We start from the raw sequence: 21391 nt of genomic DNA, 5'->3' as shown, positions 1-21391 counted from the left end.
CTCGCGGAGACGCTGGGGGTGGGTGGGGATCGTGGCCCCGGTACGACGCCGTGGTGGCGGCGTTCGGCGCGGCCACCAGGGCACCGGTCCGCTCGAACTTGTCACCACATGAACAGGTGGGAACCACACGGCCGGGGCCGTGTGGTTCCCACCTGTTCATGACCGGGCTCTCGCCCAATTTTTAGAAGAAATGCTTGCGTCCACCGACCGCGCGACCGGTCGCGCCCAGGATCCACAGGATGGCGCCCACCAGAATCAGGATGCCGCCGATGGTCGTCAGCAGCCCCATGCCGACAAGCAGGCCGATGATCAGCAGAATAAGTCCAAGAATGATCATTTCGAGTTCCCATCGTCAAGTCCGACTCGGACGCGGTACAAAGGCCTGAGTGTGCCCCTCGGCCGGAAGGTCCCGGCCGACTCAGAAGTCCAGCAGGACCTCGGTGCGATAGCTCTTGTGCCCGCCGATCCGGTTTCCACGCATCCCCTCGAAAATTCGTTCCGAAGCAGCCGCTGGACCGGGCAGGATCCCGGGCGGCCCCACGGCTCACCGCTCGCAACCCGGCAGCTCCGCCTCCGGGCTCGGGCCCGGTCCGACGCAGTCCGTCTCAACCCCTTCGGCCCCGCGCGTGGTCTTGGTACCCACACGGCCCTTTCGCGACGAGTCGTACGGACGGGCCGGACATGAGACGACTACAGAACCGCAAGGAGCACGCAATGGCTTTACGCAGGAGCACGAAGGTCTTCGGGGCGGGCATCGCGGCGGCCGCTCTGGCGGTGACCGCCTTCGCGGCGCCCGTCCAGGCGGCGTCGGATCCGGGGCCCGCGGCGGGGACGGGGCATCGGGCCACGCAGCGCGCCATGGACGACGCCGTGGCGTCGGGCATCCCCGGCATCACGACACAGGCACGTGACGGCCGCGGCGTGTGGAAGGCCGCGTCGGGCGTGGGCGACAGGACGACGGGCGCGCCGCGCGGCAAGAACGACAAGTTCCGCGTGGGCAGCATCACCAAGTCGTTCGTGGCGACCGTCCTGCTCCAGATGGAGGCGGAGGGCAGACTCGACCTCGACGACAAGGTGGAGCGGCTGCTGCCCGGCGTGGTGCGGGGCAACGGCAACGACGGCCGCAGGATCCGCGTCCGGCAGTTGCTCAACCACACCAGCGGGCTGTTCGACTACCTCGCCGACGCGGAGTACCAGAGGAAGTACCTGCTCGAGGGCTACCTGGAGCACCGCTACGACACCCTGTCGCCCAGGAAGCACGTACGGGTGGCGCTCGCGCACAAGCCCCTCTTCGAGCCGGGCGCCAAGCACTCGTACTCCAACACCAATTACGTCCTGGCCGGACTCATCATCGAGAAGGTGGGCGGGCGGACGTACGAGGAAGAGGTCCACGACCGCATCATCGGGCCGCTGGGGCTGAAGAACACCTCGAACCCCGGCAACAGCATTCACCTGCCCCGGCCCAGCAGCCGCGGCTACGCGAAGCTGTTCGAGTCGGCGCCCGACCGGATCGACGACATCACCGAGATGAACGGGTCGCAGGGCTGGGCCGACGGTGACATCATCTCCACGGCGGGCGACCTGAACCGCTTCTACCACGCCCTGCTGGGCGGCGAGTTGCTGCCGCCGAAGCAGCTGAAGGCGATGAAGACCACCGTGTCCGCGCCGGAGTCCCCGGGTGTGTCCTACGGCCTCGGGCTCACCCGGCTCAAGACGAGCTGCGGCACGACGCTCTGGGGGCACGGCGGAGGCATGGTGGGGTGGCTCTCCATGGCACTGTCCACCGGGGACGGCCGCCACCAGCTCGCCTTCAACTACAACTCGGGCTGGGACACGGGGTTCAGGCGCAAGATCGTCGACGCCGAGTTCTGCGGCACGCCGTAGCGGGCGGCCCCTCCGGCCGGCCTGGGCGCAGCAGGCCGGCCGGGTTCTGGGGCGGGGCGCGCGGTCACGCCCCTTTCCGCGTGCCGGTCAGTCGTCCAGCATGATGCGGTACCGGGTGACGCCGGGATGGAGGGTGATCTCCGCCTGGCCCTCGGCCTCGCGGTACTTGCCCGTGCCGCCGGTGACCATCGAGAGGCCGCTGTACGGCGTGGGGCCGAAGTGGTCGATGGTGTCGCTCAGGCTGATGCCGCCGTCGTCGGTCCGCAGCACCCGGTGGCACAGGGAGACATAGCCGCGGTGGTCCATGGCGGCCACACTGCAGTGGGACGAGGCGTCGCCGATCTTCTTGCCGAGGTGCCCCTTGCGGTTGGTGTAGAGGTGGGAGTGGATGACCCAGTCGGTGCCGACGCGCGGGTGGTGGGGCCTGGTGTCCGACTGCTTGACGGACAGCCAGTCGAGCACCTTCACCTTCTCCTTGGGCTTGGCCACGGGGGCCGCCTGCGCGGTGGTGGTCAATGCGGTGCCGGTGAGCATCGCGCAAGCGGCGGTGAGGACACCGGCGCGGAACAGCCGGGTACGGGCAGGGGTGCGCGGCAAGGGAACCTCCAGGTGGCGAGCGAGCGGAACGAGCCCACATCAACTCTCCCGGGCCGCTCCGGGCAATGACCCGGCCGCACACCTCACCCGCGTGGCCGTGTGCCGTCACCCGTCGGCAGGCGCCCGACCGCGCCTTTCGGAGTCGACCGGCAGTGGTGGCTCCGTGGCACATCGCGCACCACGTCGCGTTCGGCATCGACAGAGCGTGGTTTCGCGCGAAAGCCGACATATGACCCCACAAGATCCCCTAACCCGGCGTTTCGCCTGCTCATTCGATTACTGGTGAGTACGTGACGGTCGCGTCGGGTGATGAAGGGCGCGGCATCTTACAGCCTGTAGCCGATTCCGCAATCTCAGGGCAGGGTCCCTTTTGGTCGGCTTCGTCCGTACATTCGATCCGCGTGAGGAGTCATGATCGAAAGCAGGCGGAAGATCCTGTTCCGGTGTACGGCGGGGGGCGCACCCGGCCGAAGGGGCACGGTTTTCCCGGAGGACCCAGCTGGCATGAACTGGGAAAACGCCGATGGCCCCGCCGTCGGCGGGGCCATCGGTGACGAGGAACATCGGGCACCCGAAGGGGGCCAACCCTCCGGGCAAATGCCCGATGATGCTGAGCGAAGGCCAGTCCAGAGCCCGTGTCCAGCACTGGATATGTAACCGAACTTGGTGGCTCCTTATGCCGTATCCGGAGGGGTTCCGGGGGCGGACGCGCCCAAAGCCCTCCGCGTATGGGTTTCCCGGCGGCGAACTAACCCTGCGAAAGACCGACAATTGGCCGTTTGGCGGTTTCCGTCCCACTTCGGTGATTGATCTTCAAATCCCTCTCGGGGGGCCTTAGTTGGGCACGTTGTCGGACTTCGGTATCGTCAGCGATTAACCGGTCGATGGAGCCTGTCACGGGTGCCGAAGCCCGGCCACCGCATGTAGAGCGAAGAACAGTCCAGCGGCATCCGGCACCCGTGCCGGGCTCGTCCTCCCTCCGGCATCAGCCACCGGAGGGAAGCCGGGCAGCAGCCGCAGTCCCCCGTCCGTTCCAGTACCCGGGAGAACTGCTCGTGTCCGCCACGGCTCCGTTGGTCGCCCTCCTGGCGATCTTCCTGATCGTCTTCGCGACGATCGCCTTCGTCGTCCACCGCTTCCAGTCCAAGCCCGTCCGGGTCGCGGCCCTCGTCACCGCGCTCGCCACTCTGGTCGGGGCGCTGGTCCCGATCACGCGCGTCCTGATGGAGCCACCGCCCGAGCCCGAGACCGACCTGGTCCGGCTCGTCGTCCTGGTGGCGATCTTCCTGATCGTGTTCGCCACGATCGCCTTCGCCGTCGACCGGCTCAAGTCGACGCCGGCCCGCGTCGTCGCCGTCGTCGTCGGCATCGGCACACTCGTCGGGTCGATGGTCCCCATCACCAGGCTCCTGACCGAGCCCGCCGCGCCGCCCGTGACCGGGCCCGCCACGGCCGCCGCCGCGCGGACCGACGTCGGGGCGGGGCAGCCGTGACCGACGCCCGCACCAGGAACGACGGGACCGGCGAGCGCACCACGGCCCGTTCACCGCACCCTGCCCCGGCCTCGCTCGCCGTGCCGCGCCCGGCCCCGGCGTTCGAGGTGCCCGGCGCCGGCACGGTCGAGCCCCGCACCGCGCGTGCCCAACGCGTGTTGCAGCACTACTACTTGCAGCAGGGCCTCCCCCATGACGTCGCCGACGAGGTCGCCCGCTTCAGCACGCTCTACCGGCACCAGCGTTCCGCCGAGCCCGAGCCGCTGAACCCCCAGTACATCGAGTTCGTGCTGTTCGGCACGGTGCTCGTCAACGGGCGTATCTGGGGCGGCAATTACGTCCTCGGCAATCTCGACCTGTTCACCGACGTGCCGTCCGTCAGCAGGCTCGAACAGGTCCAGTTCCTGTCTGCCGCCCGCACGGTACGCATCCCGCGCGGGGCGCTGCGCTCCATCGCGGTGCGCAATCTGCCGGTCGTCCGCATGATCCACCAGCGCCTGATGACCTACGTCCTGGAGGTGGAGGACATCTACGGCACGGACGCCTGCAAGCCGCTGCACCGCGTGGCCCGGCTCCTGTCGCACCTCGCCTACCAGCAGGACCTCGGTGCCGAGATCCTCTCGGGCGCCCTGGACCCCCACACCGTGACCGGCCCCACCCAGCGCGATTTCGCCAACGCCCTCGGCCTCGGCGTCTCCACCGTGGAGAAGTCCCTCAAGGAGTTGCGCGAGCACAAGATCCTCGCCGACTCCTCCACCGGGCGGACGAACCGCACCTACCGCATCCTGGACCCCGCCAAGCTCCGCGCGGTCGGCCTGGGCGCGAGCCTCCCCGACATCGGGGGCTAGTAAGGCTCAACGGGTGTGCGGCGGGCCGGAGTTCACCGACTCCGGCCCGTTGCCTGCTCCGGTCGGCCTTGGACCCGGCCCAGCACCTGGTCGGCCAGCTCACGCGGCGCCAGCCGGCCGTCCAGGAACACGGTGCCGGGGGGCAGGGTGGCCATCGCGGCGGTGCACACCCGGATCCTGTCCTTGCTCCAGCGCCGGACCTCTTCCTCCCGAGCGGGGTCGTCGGGGAAGAAGACGCGCCCCTCGATCCGCTTCTCCAGCAGGTCCCGGGGGACGTCGAGGAAGAAGTGGTGGAGATCGACGCCGGCGTCCTCCAGTGCCCCGAAGATCTCCTCGACGTAGCCGGGGTCGACCAGCGTCATGGGGACCAGGACCGGGCGGCGGTACTCCTCGACCAGCCCGACCGCCATGGCGGCCACCTGCCGCCGCCACAACCGGAGGTCCTGGAAGTCGCCCGTCGGCACCTCCACGATCCCGCGCAGCACGAAGCCGATCATCTCCGGGTCGAAGACCAGCGCCTCGGGCCAGCGCGGCCGCAACTCCTCCACCAGGGTGGTCTTCCCGCTGCCGAACGCTCCGTTCACCCAGACGATCAACGCCGCTCTCCCCCCGCCGGTGCACACCGGTTCGCCTGCCGCAAGCGTCAGAGCGTAGCCCCCGGCCCCCTGACCCGCGTACTGCGGGTGCGTGCGCGGCCGGGTGGAGCCGGCGGCGAGTGGGCAGATGGGGGGGTGTGGAAGATCGTATGAATGACCGGACGCCCGCCGCGGACCTGCCCCGTTTCGACGCCTCGGACCTGGCGCGCCTCGTCCCGATGCCCGCCGCGATCGACGCCCTGGAGGCGGTCCTCGTCGCCGGGCTCGACCCGGAGGCGGAGCCCGCGCGCGGGGTCGTGGACGTGCCCGGCGGCCAGCTGCTCCTGATGCCGTCGTCCACCGCCTCGTACACCGGCGTGAAGCTGGCCACCGTCACGCCCGCCAACCCCGGCCGGGGTCTGCCCCGCGTCCAGGGGCTGTACGTCCTCCTGGACGGCGCGACCCACGCCCCCGCGGCGCTGCTGGACGGCATCGCGCTGACCTCGCTGCGCACGCCCGCCGTGTCCGGGCTGGCGGTCCGGCATCTGGCGGTCCCCGACAGCCGACGGCTCCTTGTCTTCGGTACGGGGCCGCAGGCGTGGGGCCATGTGACGGCGGTACGGGCGGTGCGGCCCTCGCTGGAGCACGTCGACGTGGTGGCCCGGAACCCCGAGCGGATGGCCGCCTTCGTGGCGCGCTGCCGGGCGGCGGGCCTCTCGGCGGCACCGGCGGACCCCGGGGCCGTGGCCCACGCGGACGTGGTCTGCTGCTGCACCACCGCGCGCGAACCCCTCTTCGACAGCGCCCTCCTGCCGGGCCATGCCACGGTCGTCGCGGTGGGCTCCCACGAGCCGGACGCCCGCGAGGTCGACGCCCGCCTGGTGGCCCGCGCCACGGTCGTCGCGGAATCCCAGGGGGTGGCCCGCCGGGAGTGCGGCGACCTGGTGTTCGCGGCTCAGGAGGGCGCCTTCGACCTCGCGCACGTGAACACGCTGGCCGCCCTGGTGCGCGGCGAGGTGAGGCCCGTCGACGGCCGGCCCCGGCTGTTCAAGTCGGCGGGGATGGCCTGGGAGGACCTGGCCGTGGCGGCGGCGGTGTACGAGGGGCGGGGCGGCCGGGGCTGAGAGGGCGGGGCCGGGACGGCCGGCGGCTCGCACGCCCGAGCGGGGTCAGGGGGTCGTCATCGACACCACGTAGACCATCGGGTGCTCGGGGTTGGCGCGGTCCACCACCACGTCGTGCGAAGGCGCCGGGTCCTTCTGCTCGTGGGTGAGGCCCGACCACGGGCCCGGTCCGGTGAACTCCCAGCCGACGACGTTCCGGTCGCGCTTGCCGATGGTGAGGTCCTTCGGCTTGAGCTTGGTCTCGCTCGTGCCGATCTCCTTGAGGAACGTGGCCAGGCCCTCGTTGCTCGTGAGGAACTGGACGTACAGGCGGCTGGTGCGCCAATTGTTCGTCTCGTAGTAGGCGACCTCCGCCGAGTACGGCGGGACCGGCACGTCGTACAGGCGGCGCTGGACCTTGGAGGGCCAGCCCTCGGTGAGGCCGGTCGCGGAGTACTTGTCCTCCTTGTCGCGGCCGCTGTTGCGGCTCTGGTTCGCGGAGATCACCAGGTACCCGGCGGGGATGCCGATCAGCAGCACGATGATCGTCGCCGTCAGCCAGCGGCGGCGGATCATGTGGCGGCGGTCCTCGGCCCTGCCCGCGTCGCGGCCCGGCTCGGGCGCGCCGGGGAGGTCCGGGGGCGAGGGCTGGCGGGGCACGGTCATCTACGGGGTTCCCTGCGCAGTGCGGTCGTCGGAGCGGCGGGCCTCGGCGTAGCGCTCGTAGCGTTCGTAGCGCTCGACGCGGCGGCGGTTGGCGCGGCGGAAGCGGCGTGCCACCAGGCGGGCCAGGTCGGCGGCGCCCACCATGCCGGCCTCGGGGCCGAGCTGGGCGCGGGCGATGCGGGCCTCGGGGCGGTAGCCGCGGCCCGTCAGATGGCGGCGGAAGGCGTCGCGGGCCGGGCCGATCAGCAGGTCGTCGGCGGCGCTGACACCGCCGCCGATCACGAAGCAGGACGGATCGAGGGCGGCGGCGAGGTTCGCGATGCCGACGCCGAGCCACTGGCCGATGTCCTGGAGCAGCTCGACGCACATCGCGTCGCCCTCGCGGGCCAGCTCGGTGATGAGGGGGCCCGTGATGTCCGGGACGTTGCCCTTGACGCGGTCGATGATGCCGTACGCCACCGGGGAGTCGGCGGCGGCCATCTCGCGGGCCTCGCGGACGAGCGCGTTGCCGGAGCTGTACTGCTCCCAGCAGCCGCGGTTGCCGCACGGGCAGCGGTGGCCGCCGGGGACGACCTGCATGTGCCCGAACTCGCCGGCGACACCGAACTTGCCGCGCTTGACCTGGCCGTCCTCCAGGATCGCGCCGCCGATGCCCGTACCGAGCGTGATCATGACGAGGTGGTCCTCGCCGCGGCCCGCGCCGAAGCGCCACTCCGCCCAGGCGGCGGTGTTGGCGTCGTTGTCGACCATCACGGGCACGGCGAGGCGGCCCGAGACGCGGTCGCGCAGCGGTTCGTTGCGCCAGGACAGGTGCGGGGCGAACAGGACGCGGTTGCGGTCCGCGTCGACCCAGCCGGCCGCGCCGATGCCGACCGCGTGCACGTCGTGCCGGTCGGAGAGGTCGAGGACCAGCTCGATGATGGTGTCCTCGACGACGCGGGGGCTCTTGGACTTGTCCGGGGTCTCCGTGCGGAGCGTCTCCAGGATGTTGCCGTCGGGGTCGACGACGCCCGCCATCACCTTCGTGCCGCCGATGTCGATGCCGACGGTGTTGACGCGGGGCGCCGTCAGATGGGATCGGCGCTCACGCGTGCCCACGGTCCGCAGGACGGTGGCTCGGGCGGAGCCGCGGTGCGCGAGGTCGCGGTAGGTGCTCATTGCGGCGATTCTGCCTCACGCCCGCGGGGGCGCGCACAACGGGCACCCCGGCGAGCGCCGGGAGTATTGCGCCCCGCAAGGGGCGCGGGGAACTGCGCGACCAGCCACGGCTATGCCGCAGACGCGTCTGCGTGGTCACCCCGCAGGGCGACTGCGGCTTTTCGTGGGCTGAGCGCGCAGTTCCCCGCGCCCCTGGGGAAGGGCCTAACGGCCTTCCAGTTCGTGCCGGAGGTCGTCCAGTTCGTTGCCGCCCGCCATCTGGCGGGTCAGTTCGTCCAGGGTGATCTCGGCGCGGGTGTAGGAGCCGGACATCGCGCCGCGCTTGAGGAGGACGAAGCGGTCGCCGACCAGGTAGGCGTGGTGCGGGTTGTGCGTGATCAGGACCACGCCGAGGCCCTGGTCCCGCGCCGCGGCCACGTACTTCAGGACGACACCCGACTGCTTGACGCCGAGCGCCGCCGTCGGCTCGTCCAGGACGAGGACCTTCGCGCCGAAGTGGACGGCGCGGGCGATCGCCACGCACTGGCGCTCGCCGCCCGACAGCGTGCCGATGGGCTGGTCGACGTCGCGCAGGTCGATGCCCATGCGCAGCAGTTCCGCACGCGTCGTCCGGCGCATGAGGTCCACGTCCATGCGCCGGAAGGGGCCGACGCCCTTCGTCGGCTCGGAGCCGAGGAAGAAGTTGCGCCACACCGGCATCAGCGGGACCACGGCGAGGTCCTGGTAGACCGTGGCGATGCCGCGGTCCAGGGCCTCGCGCGGTGAGCCGAGACGGGTCTCCTCGCCCTCGACGCGGAAGTCGCCCGCGTCGTGCTGGTGCAGCCCCGCGATGATCTTGATGAGGGTGGACTTGCCGGCGCCGTTGTCGCCGAGCACGCAGGAGATCTCCCCCGCGTGGACTTCGAGGGAGACGCCTTCGAGGGCGCGGATGTTGCCGTAGTACTTGCTGACGTCGTCGAGTTCGACGAGCGGGGTCCGCTCCGCCGTCGGCGCCGCGTCCGCCTTGGTCGTGTCCGTGGTCACTTCGTCGCCTCCGCGCGCTTGCGGACCCAGTGGTTGAGCAGCGTGGCCAGGAGCAGCATCACTCCGAGGAAGAACTTGAACCAATCGGGGTTCCACTCGGCGAAGACGATGCCCTTGCTGACCATGCCGAAGATCAGCGCGCCGACGGCGGCGCCGACCGCGGAGCCGTATCCGCCGGTGATCAGACACCCGCCGATGACGGCCGCGATGATGTAGATCAGCTCGTTGCCGACGCCCTCGCCGGACTGGACCACGTCGTAGCTGAACAGCAGGTGCTGGCCGGAGATCCAGGCGCCGAAGGCGACGCCCATGTAGAGGCCGATCTTGGTCGCCGCGACCGGGACGCCGACCGCGCGGGCCGCCTCCTCGCCACCGCCGACCGCGAAGATCCAGTTGCCGACGCGGGTCCGCAGCAGGATCCAGGTGGCGAGACCGATCAGGGCGAGCCACCACACGATGGTGATCTTGAAGTCGACGCCGCCGACGGAGATCGTGGAGGCGAAGACCTTCTTGGCGGAGGAGAAGCCCTCCATGTCGGCGATCGACTTGGTGGAGACCGTGCCGCTGATCAGCTTGGTGAACCCGAGGTTCATGCCGGTCAGCATCAGGAACGTGCCGAGCGTGATGATGAAGCTCGGCGGGTCGGTGCGGGTCAGCATGACGCCGTTGAAGACCCCGACGGCGAGGGTGGCGACGAGCGAGACGAGGACGCCGACCCAGACGTTCGCCGTCATCTGGTAGCTGAACATCGACGAGATCAGCGCGGAGGTCGTCACCAGGACGCCCGCCGACAGGTCGAACTCGCCGCCGATCATCAGCAGCGCCACCGGCACCGCCATGATGCCGAGGGTCGAGGCGGCGTACAGGACCGTGGCGAGGCTGTTGGTCTGCAGGAAGCTGTCCGCGACGATCGCGAAGAAGACGAAGACGGCGACGGCGCCGACGACCGACCCGAGCTCGGGGCGGCCCAGCAGCTTCTTCAGCGGCGAGGTCTTCAGGAGGCGCTCGTCGCTCTTGGTGTCCGGGGCCGGTGCCGGGGCGGTGGCGGTCATCGGGTGCCCCGCTTCGCGTAGTCCTCGAGCTCGTCGGCCTGGTTCTTGGTGACGATCTGCGGGCCGGTCAGGACGGGCTTGCCGCCGCCGAGCACGTCGGCGTTGTACTTGTACAGCCACAGCAGGTCGACGGCCTGGTAGCCCTGGAGGTAGGGCTGCTGGTCGACGGCGAAGCCGAGGGAGCCGGACTTCAGGCCGGCGGCGACCTTCTCGTTCAGGTCGAAGGTGTCGACCTCGGCCTTGCTGCCCGCGCCGTCCGCGGCCTGCACGGCGGCGTCCGCGAAGGGCGCGCCGAGCGTGACGACCGCGTCGATCGACTTGTCGGTCTGCAGGCGGGCCTCGATGGAGGACTGCACGTCGGGCATGTTGGTGCCGGTCACGTACAGGTTCTGCATCTTGCCCTCGAAGGTCTTCTTGGCGCCCTCGCAGCGCTGCTCGTGGCCGACGTTGCCCTGCTCGTGCAGGATGCACAGCGCCTTCTTGCGGCCGCGCTTGTTCAGCTCCTCGCCGACGGCCTCGCCCGCGATCATCTCGTCCTGGCCGATGTGGGTGAGCGCGCCGAACTTCCTGGACTCCGCGGAGCCGGAGTTCACGGTGATCACCGGGATGCCGGCCTTCTTCGCGCGGGCCAGGGCGCCCTTCATCGCGTCCGGCTTGGCCAGCGAGACGATGATCCCGTCGACCTTCTTGTCGATGTAGGAGTCCACCAGCTGGGCCTGCTGCTGGGCCTCGTCGTCATGGGCGTACAGGAACTTGATGTTGTCCTTGACGGCGGCCTGCTCGGCGCCGCTCTGGACGATGTCCCAGAACGTGTCGCCGTCACCCGAGTGGGTCACCATGCCGAAGGTCCAGCGCGGTGTGTCCACCGCGGCCCTCCCGCCCGCCGCCGCTGCCTTGCGGGCGTCCTCGGCGCGCTTGCCGCCGGTGCTGCTGCACCCCGCGAGGGACACTCCGAGCGCCGCCACCAGCACGGCGCCCACCGCGCGTACCCCTGTCCGAACCCTTGTCACGACGCCGTGCCCTTCTTGTTTCTGCTTCCTCGGTGCGGCCGGTGGGGATACCCGACCCCGGCCGCCCAAGTATCGACCACACGGCTCGCGCGTGCGTTCATCGGGTACCGCGGGCGGTGTGCTTGGGGGAGTTCTAGCGGCGGCCGCTCGGCAGCGTCAATGGCTTTGTCAGAACATTCTGTCGAACGTGGACGGCAGTGGACGACTGGAGACCTTACGGCCGTACGAGGAGCTGGAACTCGAAGGAGTACCGCGAGGCACGGTAGACGTGCGCGCCGAACTCGACCGCGCGGCCCGTGTCGTCGTACGTCGTGCGCCGCATGGTGAGCAGCGGGGCGCCGGCGGGTTCGGCGAGGCGCTCGGCCTCCTCGGCGGTGGCGGCGCGGGCGCCGACGGACTGGCGGGCGCTGTGCAGGGTCAGGCCGGCGGCGCGCATCAGGCGGTAGAGGCCGGTGGCCTCCAGGCGCTCGCTGCCGAGGTCGAGGAGACCGGGCGGGAGGTGGTTGGTGAGGTACGCCATGGGCTCGCCGTGGGCCAGGCGCAGCCGCTCGACGCGGTGCACCTCGTCGCCCTCGCCGACGCCGAGCGCGGCCGCGACGTCGGCGGAGGCGGGCTCGACGGTGTTGCGCAGGACGCGGGTCCCGGGGCGCTGGCCCGCCGTCTCCAGGTCGTCGTAGAGGCTGCTCAGCTCCAGGGGGCGCTTCACCTGGCTGTGCACGACCTGCGTGCCGACGCCCCGGCGCCGCACCAGCAGGCCCTTGTCCACGAGGGACTGGATGGCCTGGCGGACGGTGGGCCGGGACAGGCCGAGCCGCCCGGCCAGCTCGATCTCGTTGCCGAGCAGGCTGCCGGGGGTGAGGGCGCCGCGTTCGATCGCCGCCTCCAGCTGCTGGGCGAGCTGGAAGTAGAGCGGCACCGGGCTGCTGCGGTCGACGCCGAGCCTGAGGGTCAGGGCGGGGTCGGTGGCCCGCTTGTCCTGAGCTGGTTTGGCGACTGGTTTGGACACGGGCCGAGCGTAGTCCCGGTGGATGATGACGGGAAGTTCGGACGTTCCGTTGTCCGGACGATGTATTTGTCAGGACAAGGGATTGACAGGGCGGGCGGGCGTGGCGAGGGTGTGGCCATGCGTATCGGACTGGTCGGAACGGGCCGCATCGGCACATTTCACTCCGTGGCGCTGAGCCGTCATCCCGAGGTGACCTCGCTCGTCGTCGCCGACGCGGACCCCGTGCGGGCGGCCGGCCTCGCGGCGCGGACCGGGGCGGTGGCCGCCCCCTCCGTGGCGGACGTCTTCACCGTCGGCGTGGACGCCGTGGTGATCACGGCGGCGACGGCGGCGCACGCCGAGCTGATCGGCAGGGCGGCGCGCGCCGGGCTCCCGGTGTTCTGCGAGAAGCCCATCGCGCTCGGCCTGCCGGGCACGCTGGCCGCGCTCGCCGAGGTCGAGGCGGCGGGCACGGTGTTGCAGCTCGGTTTCCAGCGGCGCTTCGACAGGGGGTACGCGGCGGCGCGCGAGGCCGTGCGCTCGGGCCGGCTCGGGCGGCTGCACACCGTGCGGGCCCTCACCTCGGACCCGGCGCCGCCCCCGGCCGCGTATCTGCCGCTGTCCGGCGGGCTCTTCCGCGACTGCCTGGTCCACGACTTCGACGTCCTGCGGTGGGTGACGGGGCGCGAGGTCACCGAGGTGTACGCGACCGGTTCCGACGCGGGGCCCGTGATGTTCCGGGCGGCGGGCGACGTCGGCACCGCGGCGGCGGTCCTCACCCTCGACGACGGCACCCTCGCCACGGCGACGGCGACCCGGCTGAACGGCGCGGGCTACGACGTACGCATGGAACTGGCCGGTGAGATCGACCAGTTGGCGGTCGGCCTGGACGACCGCACGCCCCTCACCTCGGCGGAGCCGACGGGCCCGGCCGCGCCGCTCAAGCCCTGGCCCGGCTTCCTGGAGCGCTTCGCCCCCGCGTACGAGGCGGAACTGGCCGCCTTCATCGAGGTCGTACGCGGGGAGCGGACGAACCCCTGCGACGGCCGCGAGGCGCTGCAGGCCCTGCGGATCGCCGAGGCGTGCGAACTGTCGCGGCGGGAGCGGCGGTTGGTGGACCTGGCCGAGATCTCCGGGGGCTGAGAAGCCCCGGCGGGCCACTCAGCCTTCCTGGTCCAGCAGGCCCGCGTCATGCGCCAACAGCGCTATCTGTACACGGTTGTTGAGGCCCAGTTTCGTGAGGGTGCGGGACACATGGGCCTTCACGGTGGCCACGCTCAGGAACAGCTGCGCCGCGATGTCCGCGTTGGAGCCGCCCCGGCCCACGGCGACGGCGACCTCCCGCTCGCGTTCGCCGAGCGCGTCGAGCCGGGCCAGCGCGCGGCGCCTGCGGTCGAGTCGGGGGTCGGCGTCCGTCACCCGCGCGATCAGCTGCCGGGCCACCGCCGGGGACAGGACCGGCTCGCCCGCGGCGACCGCGCGCACCGCGCCGACGATCTCCGCGGGCGGCGTGTCCTTCAGGACGAACCCGGCGGCGCCCGCCCGCAGGGCCCGCAGGACCTGTTCGTCGGCGTGGAAGGTGGTGAGGACGATGACCTCGGGGGCGTCGGGGCGTCTGCGCAGCGCCTCCGTGGCGGCGAGACCGTCCATCGTGGGCATGCGGATGTCCATCAGGACGACATCGGGCCTCACTTCACCGACCAGCGGGGCGACTTCGCTGCCGTCGCCCGCCTCGCCGACGATCTCGATGTCGTCGGCGCCGCCGAGCATGAAGGAGAGTCCGGCGCGCACCAGCGGGTCGTCGTCGACGAGCAGCAGCCTGATCGGTTTCATGGCGCCCACGGTAGCCAGGCCTCCAGGTGGAATCCGCCGTCGGGCCCGGGTCCGTGGACGAGGCGGCCGCCCGCGAGCTGGGCCCGTTCGGTGAGCCCGATCAGGCCCTGCCCGGAGCCCGGCACCTCGGGCACGTCGCCGGGTGGCGCCGGGTTGCGCACGGTCAGCGTCAGGCCTTCGCCGGGCGCGCCCGCGACGGTGACGGTGACCCCGGCGCCGGGGGCGTGCTTGCGGGCGTTGGTCAGGGCCTCCTGCGCGATGCGGTACGCGGTACGGCCGAGGGCGCCGGGCACGCCCGAGGGGTCCCCGACGCGGCTGTCGAGGACGACCTGCATGCCCGCCTCGCGGGACTCGGCGACCAGCGCGTCCAGGGCGGCGAGCGTGGGCTGTGGGCGGCCCGGGGCGTCCGTGCCGCCGCCGCGCAGGACGCCGATCACCTGGCGCAGGTCCTGCAACGCCTCGTGGGCGCTCTCCCGGATGACACCCGCCGCGCGCACGATCTCGGGGCGGGGCGCGTCGGGGCGGAACTCCAGGGCGCCGGCGTGGACGCTGAGCAGGCTGAGGCGGTGGGCGAGGACGTCGTGCATCTCGCGGGCGATGGCCTCGCGGGCGAGCCGCTGGGCCTGTTGGGCGCGCAGGGCGGCCTCGTTCTCGGCGCGGACGGCGCGCTCGCGCAGGCTGAGCAGGAGTGCGCGGCGGGAGCGCACGAACATGCCCCAGCCGATGACCGTGAGGGTGATGAGCACCCCGAAGGCGACCGCCACGGCGTACGGCAGCTCGACGTCGGGCCGCATCCAGCACGCGACGGGGATCACCGCGATCGAGGCCCCGCCGATCCACGCGACGTGGCGGAGGGGTCGGTGCACGGCGAGGGTGAACAGGGCGACGGCCGTCGCGCCGCCCGCCGTGTCGGAGGCCATGCCGACCGGCACCATCGCGAGGGCGAGGCCCACCGGCCAACGCCTGCGCAGCCAGACCGCGGCGCAGGCGAGCGCCCCGAGGACCTGGTCGAGGTCCGCGACGCCCTGGGAGACGTGGGGATTGGCGGTGATGGCGTCGGCGCCGAACAGGCCGATGAGGACGGCCGCGACGAAGCAGCCGAAGTCGGCGAACCAGTCGCGTACGGTCCGCCGCGGCCTGCGCGCCGACCGCCCTGTCCTGCCCACCCGTCCCGGCCGTCCCGACCGCTCTGGCCGCTCGGCCTTGCCCGGGTAGAACTCCTGGGCGATCGCGGCGGGCAGTGCCCAGGCGCTCCTGGCCGGCAGCCCGGGCACGGCACGGGGTTCGGCGGGCTCGGGGCGCCCTATGGATTCGGTACCGCTCATGGTCGGCAAATCTACGCACGGGCCAGGGCCCGGGGTGCACTCCGTGCGCGGTCGTCGACCGAAGTCGCACGGGTCGCAGACTTTCGGACCGTGCGCCGGACGCATCCTCGCCCGGCGGCGGATGCGCGTGGGAAACGCGCGCGGCGAGGATCTTCGGCATGAAACGGCTACTGGAATTGTTCGGTTTCCTCCTGCTGGTCCAGGGCGCCGGCGGCGCGGTCCACGACCTCACCGACGAGCGCTACGGCTGGGGCCTGCTGCGGCGCTTCGGCGCCCTGGAGGGCTATGAGCTGTACGCGAGCATCGCGATGGTCGTGCTGGCGATCGCGCTGTTCGCCGCCGCGGAGAGCCAGAAGGAGGGCTGACCCCGCGCACACACGCTCGCCGCCGCTTACTAGTAGCTGCCGTATTCCGGCCGCCCCGCGCGCTCGTACGTGCTGATGACGACGCCCTTGGACGTCGTGCGCGAGCGGGTGAGCCGGAAGGCGGCGGGCGGGAAGCCCTCGGTGAAGAGCCGCTTGCCGGTGCCGAGGACGACGGGGAACGTCAGCAGGTGCAGGGTGTCGATGAGGTCCTGCGCCAGCAGGGAGCGGGCGAGGCCGCCGCTGCCGTGCGTCTGGAGTTCGCGGCCCGGCTGCTCCTTGAGCGCGGTGACGTCCTTGGCGAGGTCGTCGCGGCCGATGATCCGGGTGTGGGGCCAGTCGGCGTCGGTCAAGGTGGTGCTCGCGACGTACTTGGGCAGGGTGTTGAGCTTGGTGGCCACCACGTTGCCGGGGTCGGTCACGGCGGGCCAGTACCCGGCGAAGATGTCGTACGTCCCGCGCCCGAGGAGGAACGCGTCGGCCTGCGCGAACCCCTCGTCCACGAAAGCGCCGAAGTCCTCGTCGCCGTAGGGCACCGACCAGCCGCCGTGCTCGAAGCCGCCGCTGCGGTCCTCGTCCGGGCCACCGGGGGCCTGGAAGACCCCGTCCAGGGTGAGGAACTGGGTGAAGGTGAGCTTCATGGCGGACGCCTCTCCTTGAATGTGCCGTGCATATGCCGTGCATGTGCCGTGGTCGAGCCTTGGATGTGCGGTGCTGTCATCTACTCAGACCGTGCCACCGGCCCGAAGTCATCGCTGCCCGACGGGCACCTCGCAGATCGGCGTCCGTTTCCCGCCAGCCCCGTCCCATCCCACCGCGTTTCATTGAACCCGCAAGCACTTACCGCCCTGATCGGCGGAAACCCCTGACGCACACGGTGGTCCCCCTGCGGACCACGTGTGGCGCATACGCGGAAGAGGTACGGACATGTCCACTCCCACCCGGTTCACCGACCCCACCGGCCCGGCCGCTCTCACCGGCAGGACGGCGCTGGTCACCGGCGGCAGCCGCGGCATGGGCGCGGCGATCGCGCTGCGCCTGGCGCGGGAGGGCGCGGACGTGGCGATCACCTACGTCCACGGCGAGGCGGCGGCGCACGAGGTCGTCACGAAGATCGAGGCCATGGGGCGGCGCGGCTTCGCCATCCGGGCCGACGCGGCCGAGGCCGGGGACGCCGCCGGCGCCGTGGAGCGCGCGGCCGACGACCTGGGCCGCCTGGACATCCTGGTGAACAACGCGGGCATCGGTGTCCTCGGCCCCCTCGGCGACCTGACGCTCGCCGACGTGGACCGGGTCCTCGCGATCAACGTCCGCGGGGTGTTCCTGGCCTCGCAGGCCGCGGCCGGACGGCTGCGCGACGGCGGCCGGATCATCACCATCGGCAGCTGCATCGCCCAGCGCGTGCCCGGCCCCGGCGGCACGCTGTACGCGACGAGCAAGGCGGCGCTGATCGGCCTCAACAAGGCGCTGGCCCGGGAGCTCGGCGGGCGCCGGATCACGGCGAACCTGGTGCAGCCCGGCCCGATCGACACGGACATGAACCCGGCGGGCGGCCCCTTCGCCGAGGGCCAGAGCGCCATGACGGCGCTCGGCCGCTTCGGCTCCGCCGACGAGGTGGCGTCCCTGGTCGCCTACCTCGCGGGGGACGACGCCGCGTACGTCACCGGCACCGAGCTGTCGGTCGACGGCGGGCACGCCGCCTGACGCACGCCGGACATGAGTACGGGGCGCACCGGGGCTGTCCTCCCGGTGCGCCCCGCGTTGGGGGGCGGGGTCAGCCGCCCAGCTCCTGGTGGCGGGCGGCCAGCCCGGCCGCGCCGTCCTCGGTCAGCGAACCGAACAGGCGCAGGCGGGAGATGCCGCCGTCAGGGAAGATGTCGACGCGTACGTGCGTGCCGACGACCGGGGTGTCCAGGACGAAGCGGTGGTTGGTGTCGGGCTGCAGGCGGGTGCGGGGCAGCGCCTCGGCCCACTCGCCGTCCTCCCCGTCGCGCACGGAGAGGGAGGCCCAGCCGGCCGAGTTGCCCTTGAGGTAGGCGGTGTCGATCTCGACGGCGCGGATCTCGGACTGCTGGACGAGCCGGTAGCGGATCCAGTCGTTGCCGCGGTCGCGGCGGCGGCGGGTCTCCCAGCCGTCGTCCATCTTGCGGGAGCGGCCCGGCTGGATGGTGTTGGTGGCCGGGGAGTAGAAGCGGTCGGAGGCGTCCTCGACCTGGCCGCCGTTCTCCAGGGCGACGACGTCGAACGTGCCGAGCGCGGTGAGCCACTTCGGGTCGGCGGCGACCTCGCCGTAGACACGCAGGCGGGCGATGCCGCCGTCCGGGTGCTGGTTGACGCGCAGGTGCGTGAAGCGCTGCTCGACGTCGACGGCGAAGCCGTTGGCGGCGTGTCCGCCCACGGGCGTGCGCGGGACGAGCGTAGTCCATTTCACGTCGTCGCCGCACAGCTCCTCGGGCGTCGGGGAGCCCTCGACGCTGGTGCCCTCGACGGACACGGCCTGCGGGTAGTTGCCGCGGAAGTGGGCGGTGTCGACGACGATGCCGCGGATGACGCCGGGGGCGCCGAGGCGTACGAGCGCCCAGTCGTGGTCGTCGTCGGTGGGCCAGGGGTGCTCGCCGGAGACCCCGCGCCGGCGGCGGGTCTCCCAGCCGTCCATGACCTTGCCCTTGTGTCCGAAGTGCTCGGGGTCGAACACGGCGGGGTGCGCGAGCAGCAGGTTCTCGCGCATCGCGAAGAACTCGTCGTTGGCGGCGATCACACCGGCGCCGAGCTGTCGGTCGGCGAGGTTGGCGTACCGGGTGAAGGGGAAGTCGGCCGTGCGGTAGTCGGCGTAGGGCTCGCCGCCGCCGTAGGGGCTCGCGTCGCCGGTGTAAGAGGGTATCGCCGTCACTGTTTCAGTTGTTCCTTTCCAGAAGTCGGCCCGCGGGTTCGCTGAACTCGCCGCCGTGCAGGATGCGTTCGCCGCGCAGCCAGGTGGACTTCACGACGCCGCTGAGGGTCTTGCCCGCGTACGCCGTGACCCGGTTCCTGTGGTGCAGCTCCGCGGGGTCCACGGTGAAGGTCTCGTCGGGCGCGAGGACCGCGAAGTCGGCGTCGCGGCCGGCCTCGATGGCGCCCTTCTGGCCGAGTCCGGCCAGCTGTGCGGTGCGCGTGGACATCCAGCGCACCACGTCGTCGAGGGTGTGTCCCCGCTCGCGCGCCTCGGTCCAGACCGCGGACAGGCTCAGCTGGAGCCCGGAGATGCCGCCCCACGCGGTGGCGAAGTCCTCGGTCTTCAGGTCGGCGGTGGAGGGCGAGTGGTCGGTGACGACGCAGTCGATGGTGCCGTCGGCCAATGCCGCCCACAGCAGGTCCCGGTTGCCGGCCTCCCGGATGGGCGGGCAGCACTTGAACTCGCTGGCGCCGTCGGGGACTTCCTCGGCGGTCAGGGTCAGGTAGTGCGGGCAGGTCTCCACGGTCAGCCGGACGCCCTCGCGCTTGGCGGCGGCGATCAGCGGGAGCGCGTCCGAGGAGGACAGGTGCAGGACGTGCACGCGGGCGCCGATCCGCCTGGCGAGGGCGATGAGCCCCTCGATCGCGGTGTCCTCCGAGACACGGGGCCGGGTCCGGAGGTAGTCCGCGTACTTGGGGCCGCTCGTGTGCGGGGCGGCGTCCAGCTCGTGCGGGTCCTCGGCGTGGACGATGAGGAGCCCGTCGAAGCCGGCGATCTCGGCCATGGAGGCGGCGAGCTGGTCCTGGTTCAGCGCGGGGAACTCCTCGACGCCCGAGGGCGACAGGAAGCACTTGAAGCCGTACACGCCGGCGTCGTGCAGCGGCTTGAGGTCCGCGACGTTGTCGGGCAGGGCGCCGCCCCAGAAGCCGACGTCGATGTGCGCCTTGCCGCGGGCGACGTCCTGCTTGGTCCGCAGGTTGTCGACCGTCGTGGTCGGCGGCAGGGAGTTGAGGGGCATGTCCACGAGGGTGGTGATGCCGCCCGCCGCGGCGGCGCGGGTGGCGGTCCAAAAGCCCTCCCACTCCGTGCGGCCGGGGTCGTTCACATGGACGTGGGTGTCGACCAGGCCGGGCAGCAGGACGTCGTCGCCGAAGTCTTCGAGCCGGGCCCCGCGCGGCACCGCGTCGTCGTACCCGCCGACGGACACGATCTTCCCGCCACGGACGGCGACCGAGGCGGCGCGCGTCCCTTCCGGGGTCACGACGCGGGTGGAGCGCAGCACCAGCTCCGTACCCGCATCGACGCCCGCGTCCACGTCCACGCCCTGTTCGGACACCCGTGTCCCCTCTCTTCTGTTCCGCTTCACAGACCTTTTGTTTCCGCTTAACGGAATTCAACGTTCTGTTGAAGGAGTTTTCACGCTCGATCCGGTGGCGTCAAGAGTGGACTTCGGGCAGCCCTCCCCCAGCGGCAGCGTCTGGACGTTTCCACAAGGTGGAATTAGAATTCCACCTACCAGAACGTAGCTCCACACAGCCGCAGGTCGAGGCGCCAGGGGACAACCCAGCGAAGAACCGGGCAAAGTCCCCCCTGACCGGCGACGACGCCGCCGCGCGCGAGAACCCCCGCGAAGAACCGCCCGGTAGGCTGCTTCCTTGCCCGCCAGCACCGAAAGGAACGCGCCGTGCCGACGTCAAGCGCCAACGACGCCCCTGCTGAAGTCGCCGCCCCGAAGCCCCCCGCCGCGAGCGGCGGCGTCCAGTCACTCGAGCGCGCCTTCGATCTGCTCGAACGGATGGCGGACGCCGGGGGCGAGGTCGGTCTCAGCGAGCTCTCCGCCAGCAGCGGCCTGCCCCTTCCCACGATCCACCGCCTGATGCGCACGCTGGTCGCCTGCGGGTACGTACGCCAGCAGGCCAACCGCCGCTACTCCCTCGGCCCGCGCCTGATCCGCCTCGGCGAATCGGCCTCGCGGCTGCTCGGCACGTGGGCCCGGCCCTACCTCGCCCGGCTCGTCGAGGAGACCGGTGAGACGGCCAACATGGCGCTGCTCGACGGCGACGAGATCGTGTACGTCGCACAGGTGCCGTCCAAGCACTCCATGCGCATGTTCACCGAGGTCGGCCGGCGGGTCCTGCCGCACTCCACGGGCGTCGGCAAGGCGCTGCTCGCGCACACGCCGCCGGAGGAGGTCCGGGCGCTGCTCGCCCGCACCGGGATGCCCGCGGCCACCGAGAAGACGATCACCACGCCGGAAGGGTTCCTCGCCGCGCTCGAAGAGGTCCGCCGGGCGGGGTACGCCGTCGACGACAACGAACAGGAGATCGGCGTCCGGTGCCTGGCCGTCCCGGTGCCCAACTCGCCCACGGCGGCGGCGATCTCCATCTCCGGGCCCGCGGGACGGGTCACGGAGGCGGCCACGGAGCGGATCGTGCCGGTGTTGCAGCAGGTGGCGGTGGAGCTTTCCTCGGCGTTGGTCAGTGCGGGGGCTGGCTCCTGAGCCTGGGGCTGGCTCCTGAGCCTTGGGCGGGCGGCTCCTGAGCCT

The 21391-nt window shown here is 71.7% G+C and carries 22 protein-coding genes; 8 read left to right on the top strand and 14 right to left on the bottom strand.

Annotated elements, in window-relative coordinates:
* Positions 1 to 181: 181 nt before the first annotated feature.
* Positions 182 to 337 carry a hypothetical protein gene (locus ACZ5GP_RS31015; RefSeq protein WP_010059700.1) on the bottom strand — a complete coding sequence of 52 codons (156 nt, stop codon included), beginning with the start codon at positions 335 to 337 and terminating at the stop codon, positions 182 to 184.
* Positions 338 to 714: 377 nt separating this feature from the next.
* On the opposite strand from ACZ5GP_RS31015, the gene ACZ5GP_RS31010 reads away from it, so the two are divergent.
* Positions 715 to 1884 (top strand): serine hydrolase domain-containing protein, encoded by a 1170-nt coding sequence (locus tag ACZ5GP_RS31010; protein WP_468754013.1) that lies wholly within the window; start codon positions 715 to 717, stop codon positions 1882 to 1884.
* Positions 1885 to 1971: 87 nt separating this feature from the next.
* Here the strand turns inward: ACZ5GP_RS31010 and ACZ5GP_RS31005 are convergent, their stop codons facing one another.
* On the bottom strand, positions 1972 to 2481 hold the full coding sequence (locus ACZ5GP_RS31005) for a hypothetical protein (RefSeq protein WP_468754012.1): 510 nt from the start codon (positions 2479 to 2481) through the stop codon (positions 1972 to 1974).
* Between the two features lie 1055 nt (positions 2482 to 3536).
* On the opposite strand from ACZ5GP_RS31005, the gene ACZ5GP_RS31000 reads away from it, so the two are divergent.
* On the top strand, positions 3537 to 3974 hold the full coding sequence (locus tag ACZ5GP_RS31000) for a hypothetical protein (protein ID WP_468754011.1): 438 nt from the start codon (positions 3537 to 3539) through the stop codon (positions 3972 to 3974).
* Entirely contained in the window at positions 3971 to 4822 is an 852-nt protein-coding gene (locus ACZ5GP_RS30995) for a helix-turn-helix domain-containing protein (protein ID WP_468754010.1), read from the top strand. Before ACZ5GP_RS31000 ends, ACZ5GP_RS30995 begins: the two co-directional genes overlap by 4 nt.
* A gap of 32 nt (positions 4823 to 4854) precedes the next feature.
* On the opposite strand, the gene ACZ5GP_RS30990 is transcribed toward ACZ5GP_RS30995, so the two are convergent.
* Positions 4855 to 5418 (bottom strand): P-loop nucleotide/nucleoside kinase family protein, encoded by a 564-nt coding sequence (locus ACZ5GP_RS30990; RefSeq protein WP_468754009.1) that lies wholly within the window; start codon positions 5416 to 5418, stop codon positions 4855 to 4857.
* A 149-nt stretch (positions 5419 to 5567) separates the two neighbouring features.
* On the opposite strand from ACZ5GP_RS30990, the gene ACZ5GP_RS30985 reads away from it, so the two are divergent.
* Entirely contained in the window at positions 5568 to 6521 is a 954-nt protein-coding gene (locus ACZ5GP_RS30985; RefSeq protein WP_468754008.1) for an ornithine cyclodeaminase family protein, read from the top strand.
* 45 nt (positions 6522 to 6566) lie between these two features.
* Here ACZ5GP_RS30985 and ACZ5GP_RS30980 read toward each other — a convergent pair whose 3' ends face one another.
* From ACZ5GP_RS30980 to ACZ5GP_RS30955, 6 genes are all read right to left on the bottom strand, one after another.
* Entirely contained in the window at positions 6567 to 7166 is a 600-nt protein-coding gene (locus tag ACZ5GP_RS30980) for a sugar kinase (RefSeq protein ID WP_468754007.1), read from the bottom strand.
* Positions 7167 to 8324 carry an ROK family glucokinase gene (locus ACZ5GP_RS30975; RefSeq protein ID WP_468754006.1) on the bottom strand — a complete coding sequence of 386 codons (1158 nt, stop codon included), beginning with the start codon at positions 8322 to 8324 and terminating at the stop codon, positions 7167 to 7169.
* Positions 8325 to 8528: 204 nt separating this feature from the next.
* Positions 8529 to 9347 (bottom strand): ATP-binding cassette domain-containing protein, encoded by an 819-nt coding sequence (locus ACZ5GP_RS30970; RefSeq protein WP_468754005.1) that lies wholly within the window; start codon positions 9345 to 9347, stop codon positions 8529 to 8531.
* Entirely contained in the window at positions 9344 to 10399 is a 1056-nt protein-coding gene (locus ACZ5GP_RS30965) for an ABC transporter permease (protein WP_468754004.1), read from the bottom strand. The genes ACZ5GP_RS30970 and ACZ5GP_RS30965 overlap by 4 nt, the downstream gene beginning before the upstream one ends.
* Positions 10396 to 11409 (bottom strand): sugar ABC transporter substrate-binding protein, encoded by a 1014-nt coding sequence (locus ACZ5GP_RS30960; RefSeq protein WP_468754003.1) that lies wholly within the window; start codon positions 11407 to 11409, stop codon positions 10396 to 10398. Before ACZ5GP_RS30960 ends, ACZ5GP_RS30965 begins: the two co-directional genes overlap by 4 nt.
* Before the next feature lie 214 nt (positions 11410 to 11623).
* Complete coding sequence (locus tag ACZ5GP_RS30955; protein ID WP_468754035.1) at positions 11624 to 12361, bottom strand: GntR family transcriptional regulator; 738 nt, start codon at positions 12359 to 12361, stop codon at positions 11624 to 11626.
* Positions 12362 to 12532: 171 nt separating this feature from the next.
* Between ACZ5GP_RS30955 and ACZ5GP_RS30950 the strand changes: the two genes are divergently transcribed.
* Positions 12533 to 13537, top strand: coding sequence for a Gfo/Idh/MocA family protein (locus ACZ5GP_RS30950; protein ID WP_468754002.1), 1005 nt, complete (start codon positions 12533 to 12535; stop codon positions 13535 to 13537).
* 18 nt (positions 13538 to 13555) lie between these two features.
* On the opposite strand, the gene ACZ5GP_RS30945 is transcribed toward ACZ5GP_RS30950, so the two are convergent.
* Positions 13556 to 14227: a response regulator transcription factor gene (locus ACZ5GP_RS30945; protein WP_468754001.1), complete on the bottom strand. Its 672-nt coding sequence runs from the start codon at positions 14225 to 14227 to the stop codon at positions 13556 to 13558.
* Positions 14224 to 15552 (bottom strand): sensor histidine kinase, encoded by a 1329-nt coding sequence (locus ACZ5GP_RS30940; protein ID WP_468754000.1) that lies wholly within the window; start codon positions 15550 to 15552, stop codon positions 14224 to 14226. Before ACZ5GP_RS30940 ends, ACZ5GP_RS30945 begins: the two co-directional genes overlap by 4 nt.
* A 158-nt stretch (positions 15553 to 15710) precedes the next feature.
* On the opposite strand from ACZ5GP_RS30940, the gene ACZ5GP_RS30935 reads away from it, so the two are divergent.
* Positions 15711 to 15917, top strand: a complete 207-nt coding sequence (locus tag ACZ5GP_RS30935; protein ID WP_468753999.1) for a hypothetical protein — start codon at positions 15711 to 15713, stop codon at positions 15915 to 15917.
* A 29-nt stretch (positions 15918 to 15946) separates the two neighbouring features.
* Here ACZ5GP_RS30935 and ACZ5GP_RS30930 read toward each other — a convergent pair whose 3' ends face one another.
* Positions 15947 to 16555: a dihydrofolate reductase family protein gene (locus ACZ5GP_RS30930; RefSeq protein ID WP_468753998.1), complete on the bottom strand. Its 609-nt coding sequence runs from the start codon at positions 16553 to 16555 to the stop codon at positions 15947 to 15949.
* A gap of 286 nt (positions 16556 to 16841) precedes the next feature.
* Here ACZ5GP_RS30930 and ACZ5GP_RS30925 point away from each other — a divergent pair, with 286 nt between their 5' ends.
* Complete coding sequence (locus ACZ5GP_RS30925; RefSeq protein ID WP_468753997.1) at positions 16842 to 17618, top strand: 3-oxoacyl-ACP reductase family protein; 777 nt, start codon at positions 16842 to 16844, stop codon at positions 17616 to 17618.
* A gap of 70 nt (positions 17619 to 17688) precedes the next feature.
* On the opposite strand, the gene alc is transcribed toward ACZ5GP_RS30925, so the two are convergent.
* Both alc and allB read right to left on the bottom strand, forming a co-directional pair.
* The gene (gene alc, locus ACZ5GP_RS30920; RefSeq protein WP_468753996.1) at positions 17689 to 18804 is read right to left on the bottom strand and encodes an allantoicase; all 1116 of its coding nucleotides are present in this window, start codon (positions 18802 to 18804) and stop codon (positions 17689 to 17691) included.
* Positions 18805 to 18808: 4 nt separating this feature from the next.
* Positions 18809 to 20182, bottom strand: a complete 1374-nt coding sequence (gene allB / locus ACZ5GP_RS30915) for an allantoinase AllB (RefSeq protein ID WP_468753995.1) — start codon at positions 20180 to 20182, stop codon at positions 18809 to 18811.
* Positions 20183 to 20530: 348 nt separating this feature from the next.
* On the opposite strand from allB, the gene ACZ5GP_RS30910 reads away from it, so the two are divergent.
* The gene (locus ACZ5GP_RS30910; RefSeq protein ID WP_468753994.1) at positions 20531 to 21346 is read left to right on the top strand and encodes an IclR family transcriptional regulator; all 816 of its coding nucleotides are present in this window, start codon (positions 20531 to 20533) and stop codon (positions 21344 to 21346) included.
* The last annotated feature ends 45 nt before the right edge of the window (positions 21347 to 21391 follow it).

This window comes from Streptomyces sp. NPDC031466 (assembly GCF_055581265.1).
Note: the sequence above shows the minus strand (reverse complement) of the source record. Positions and strands in the feature narration are given on the sequence as shown.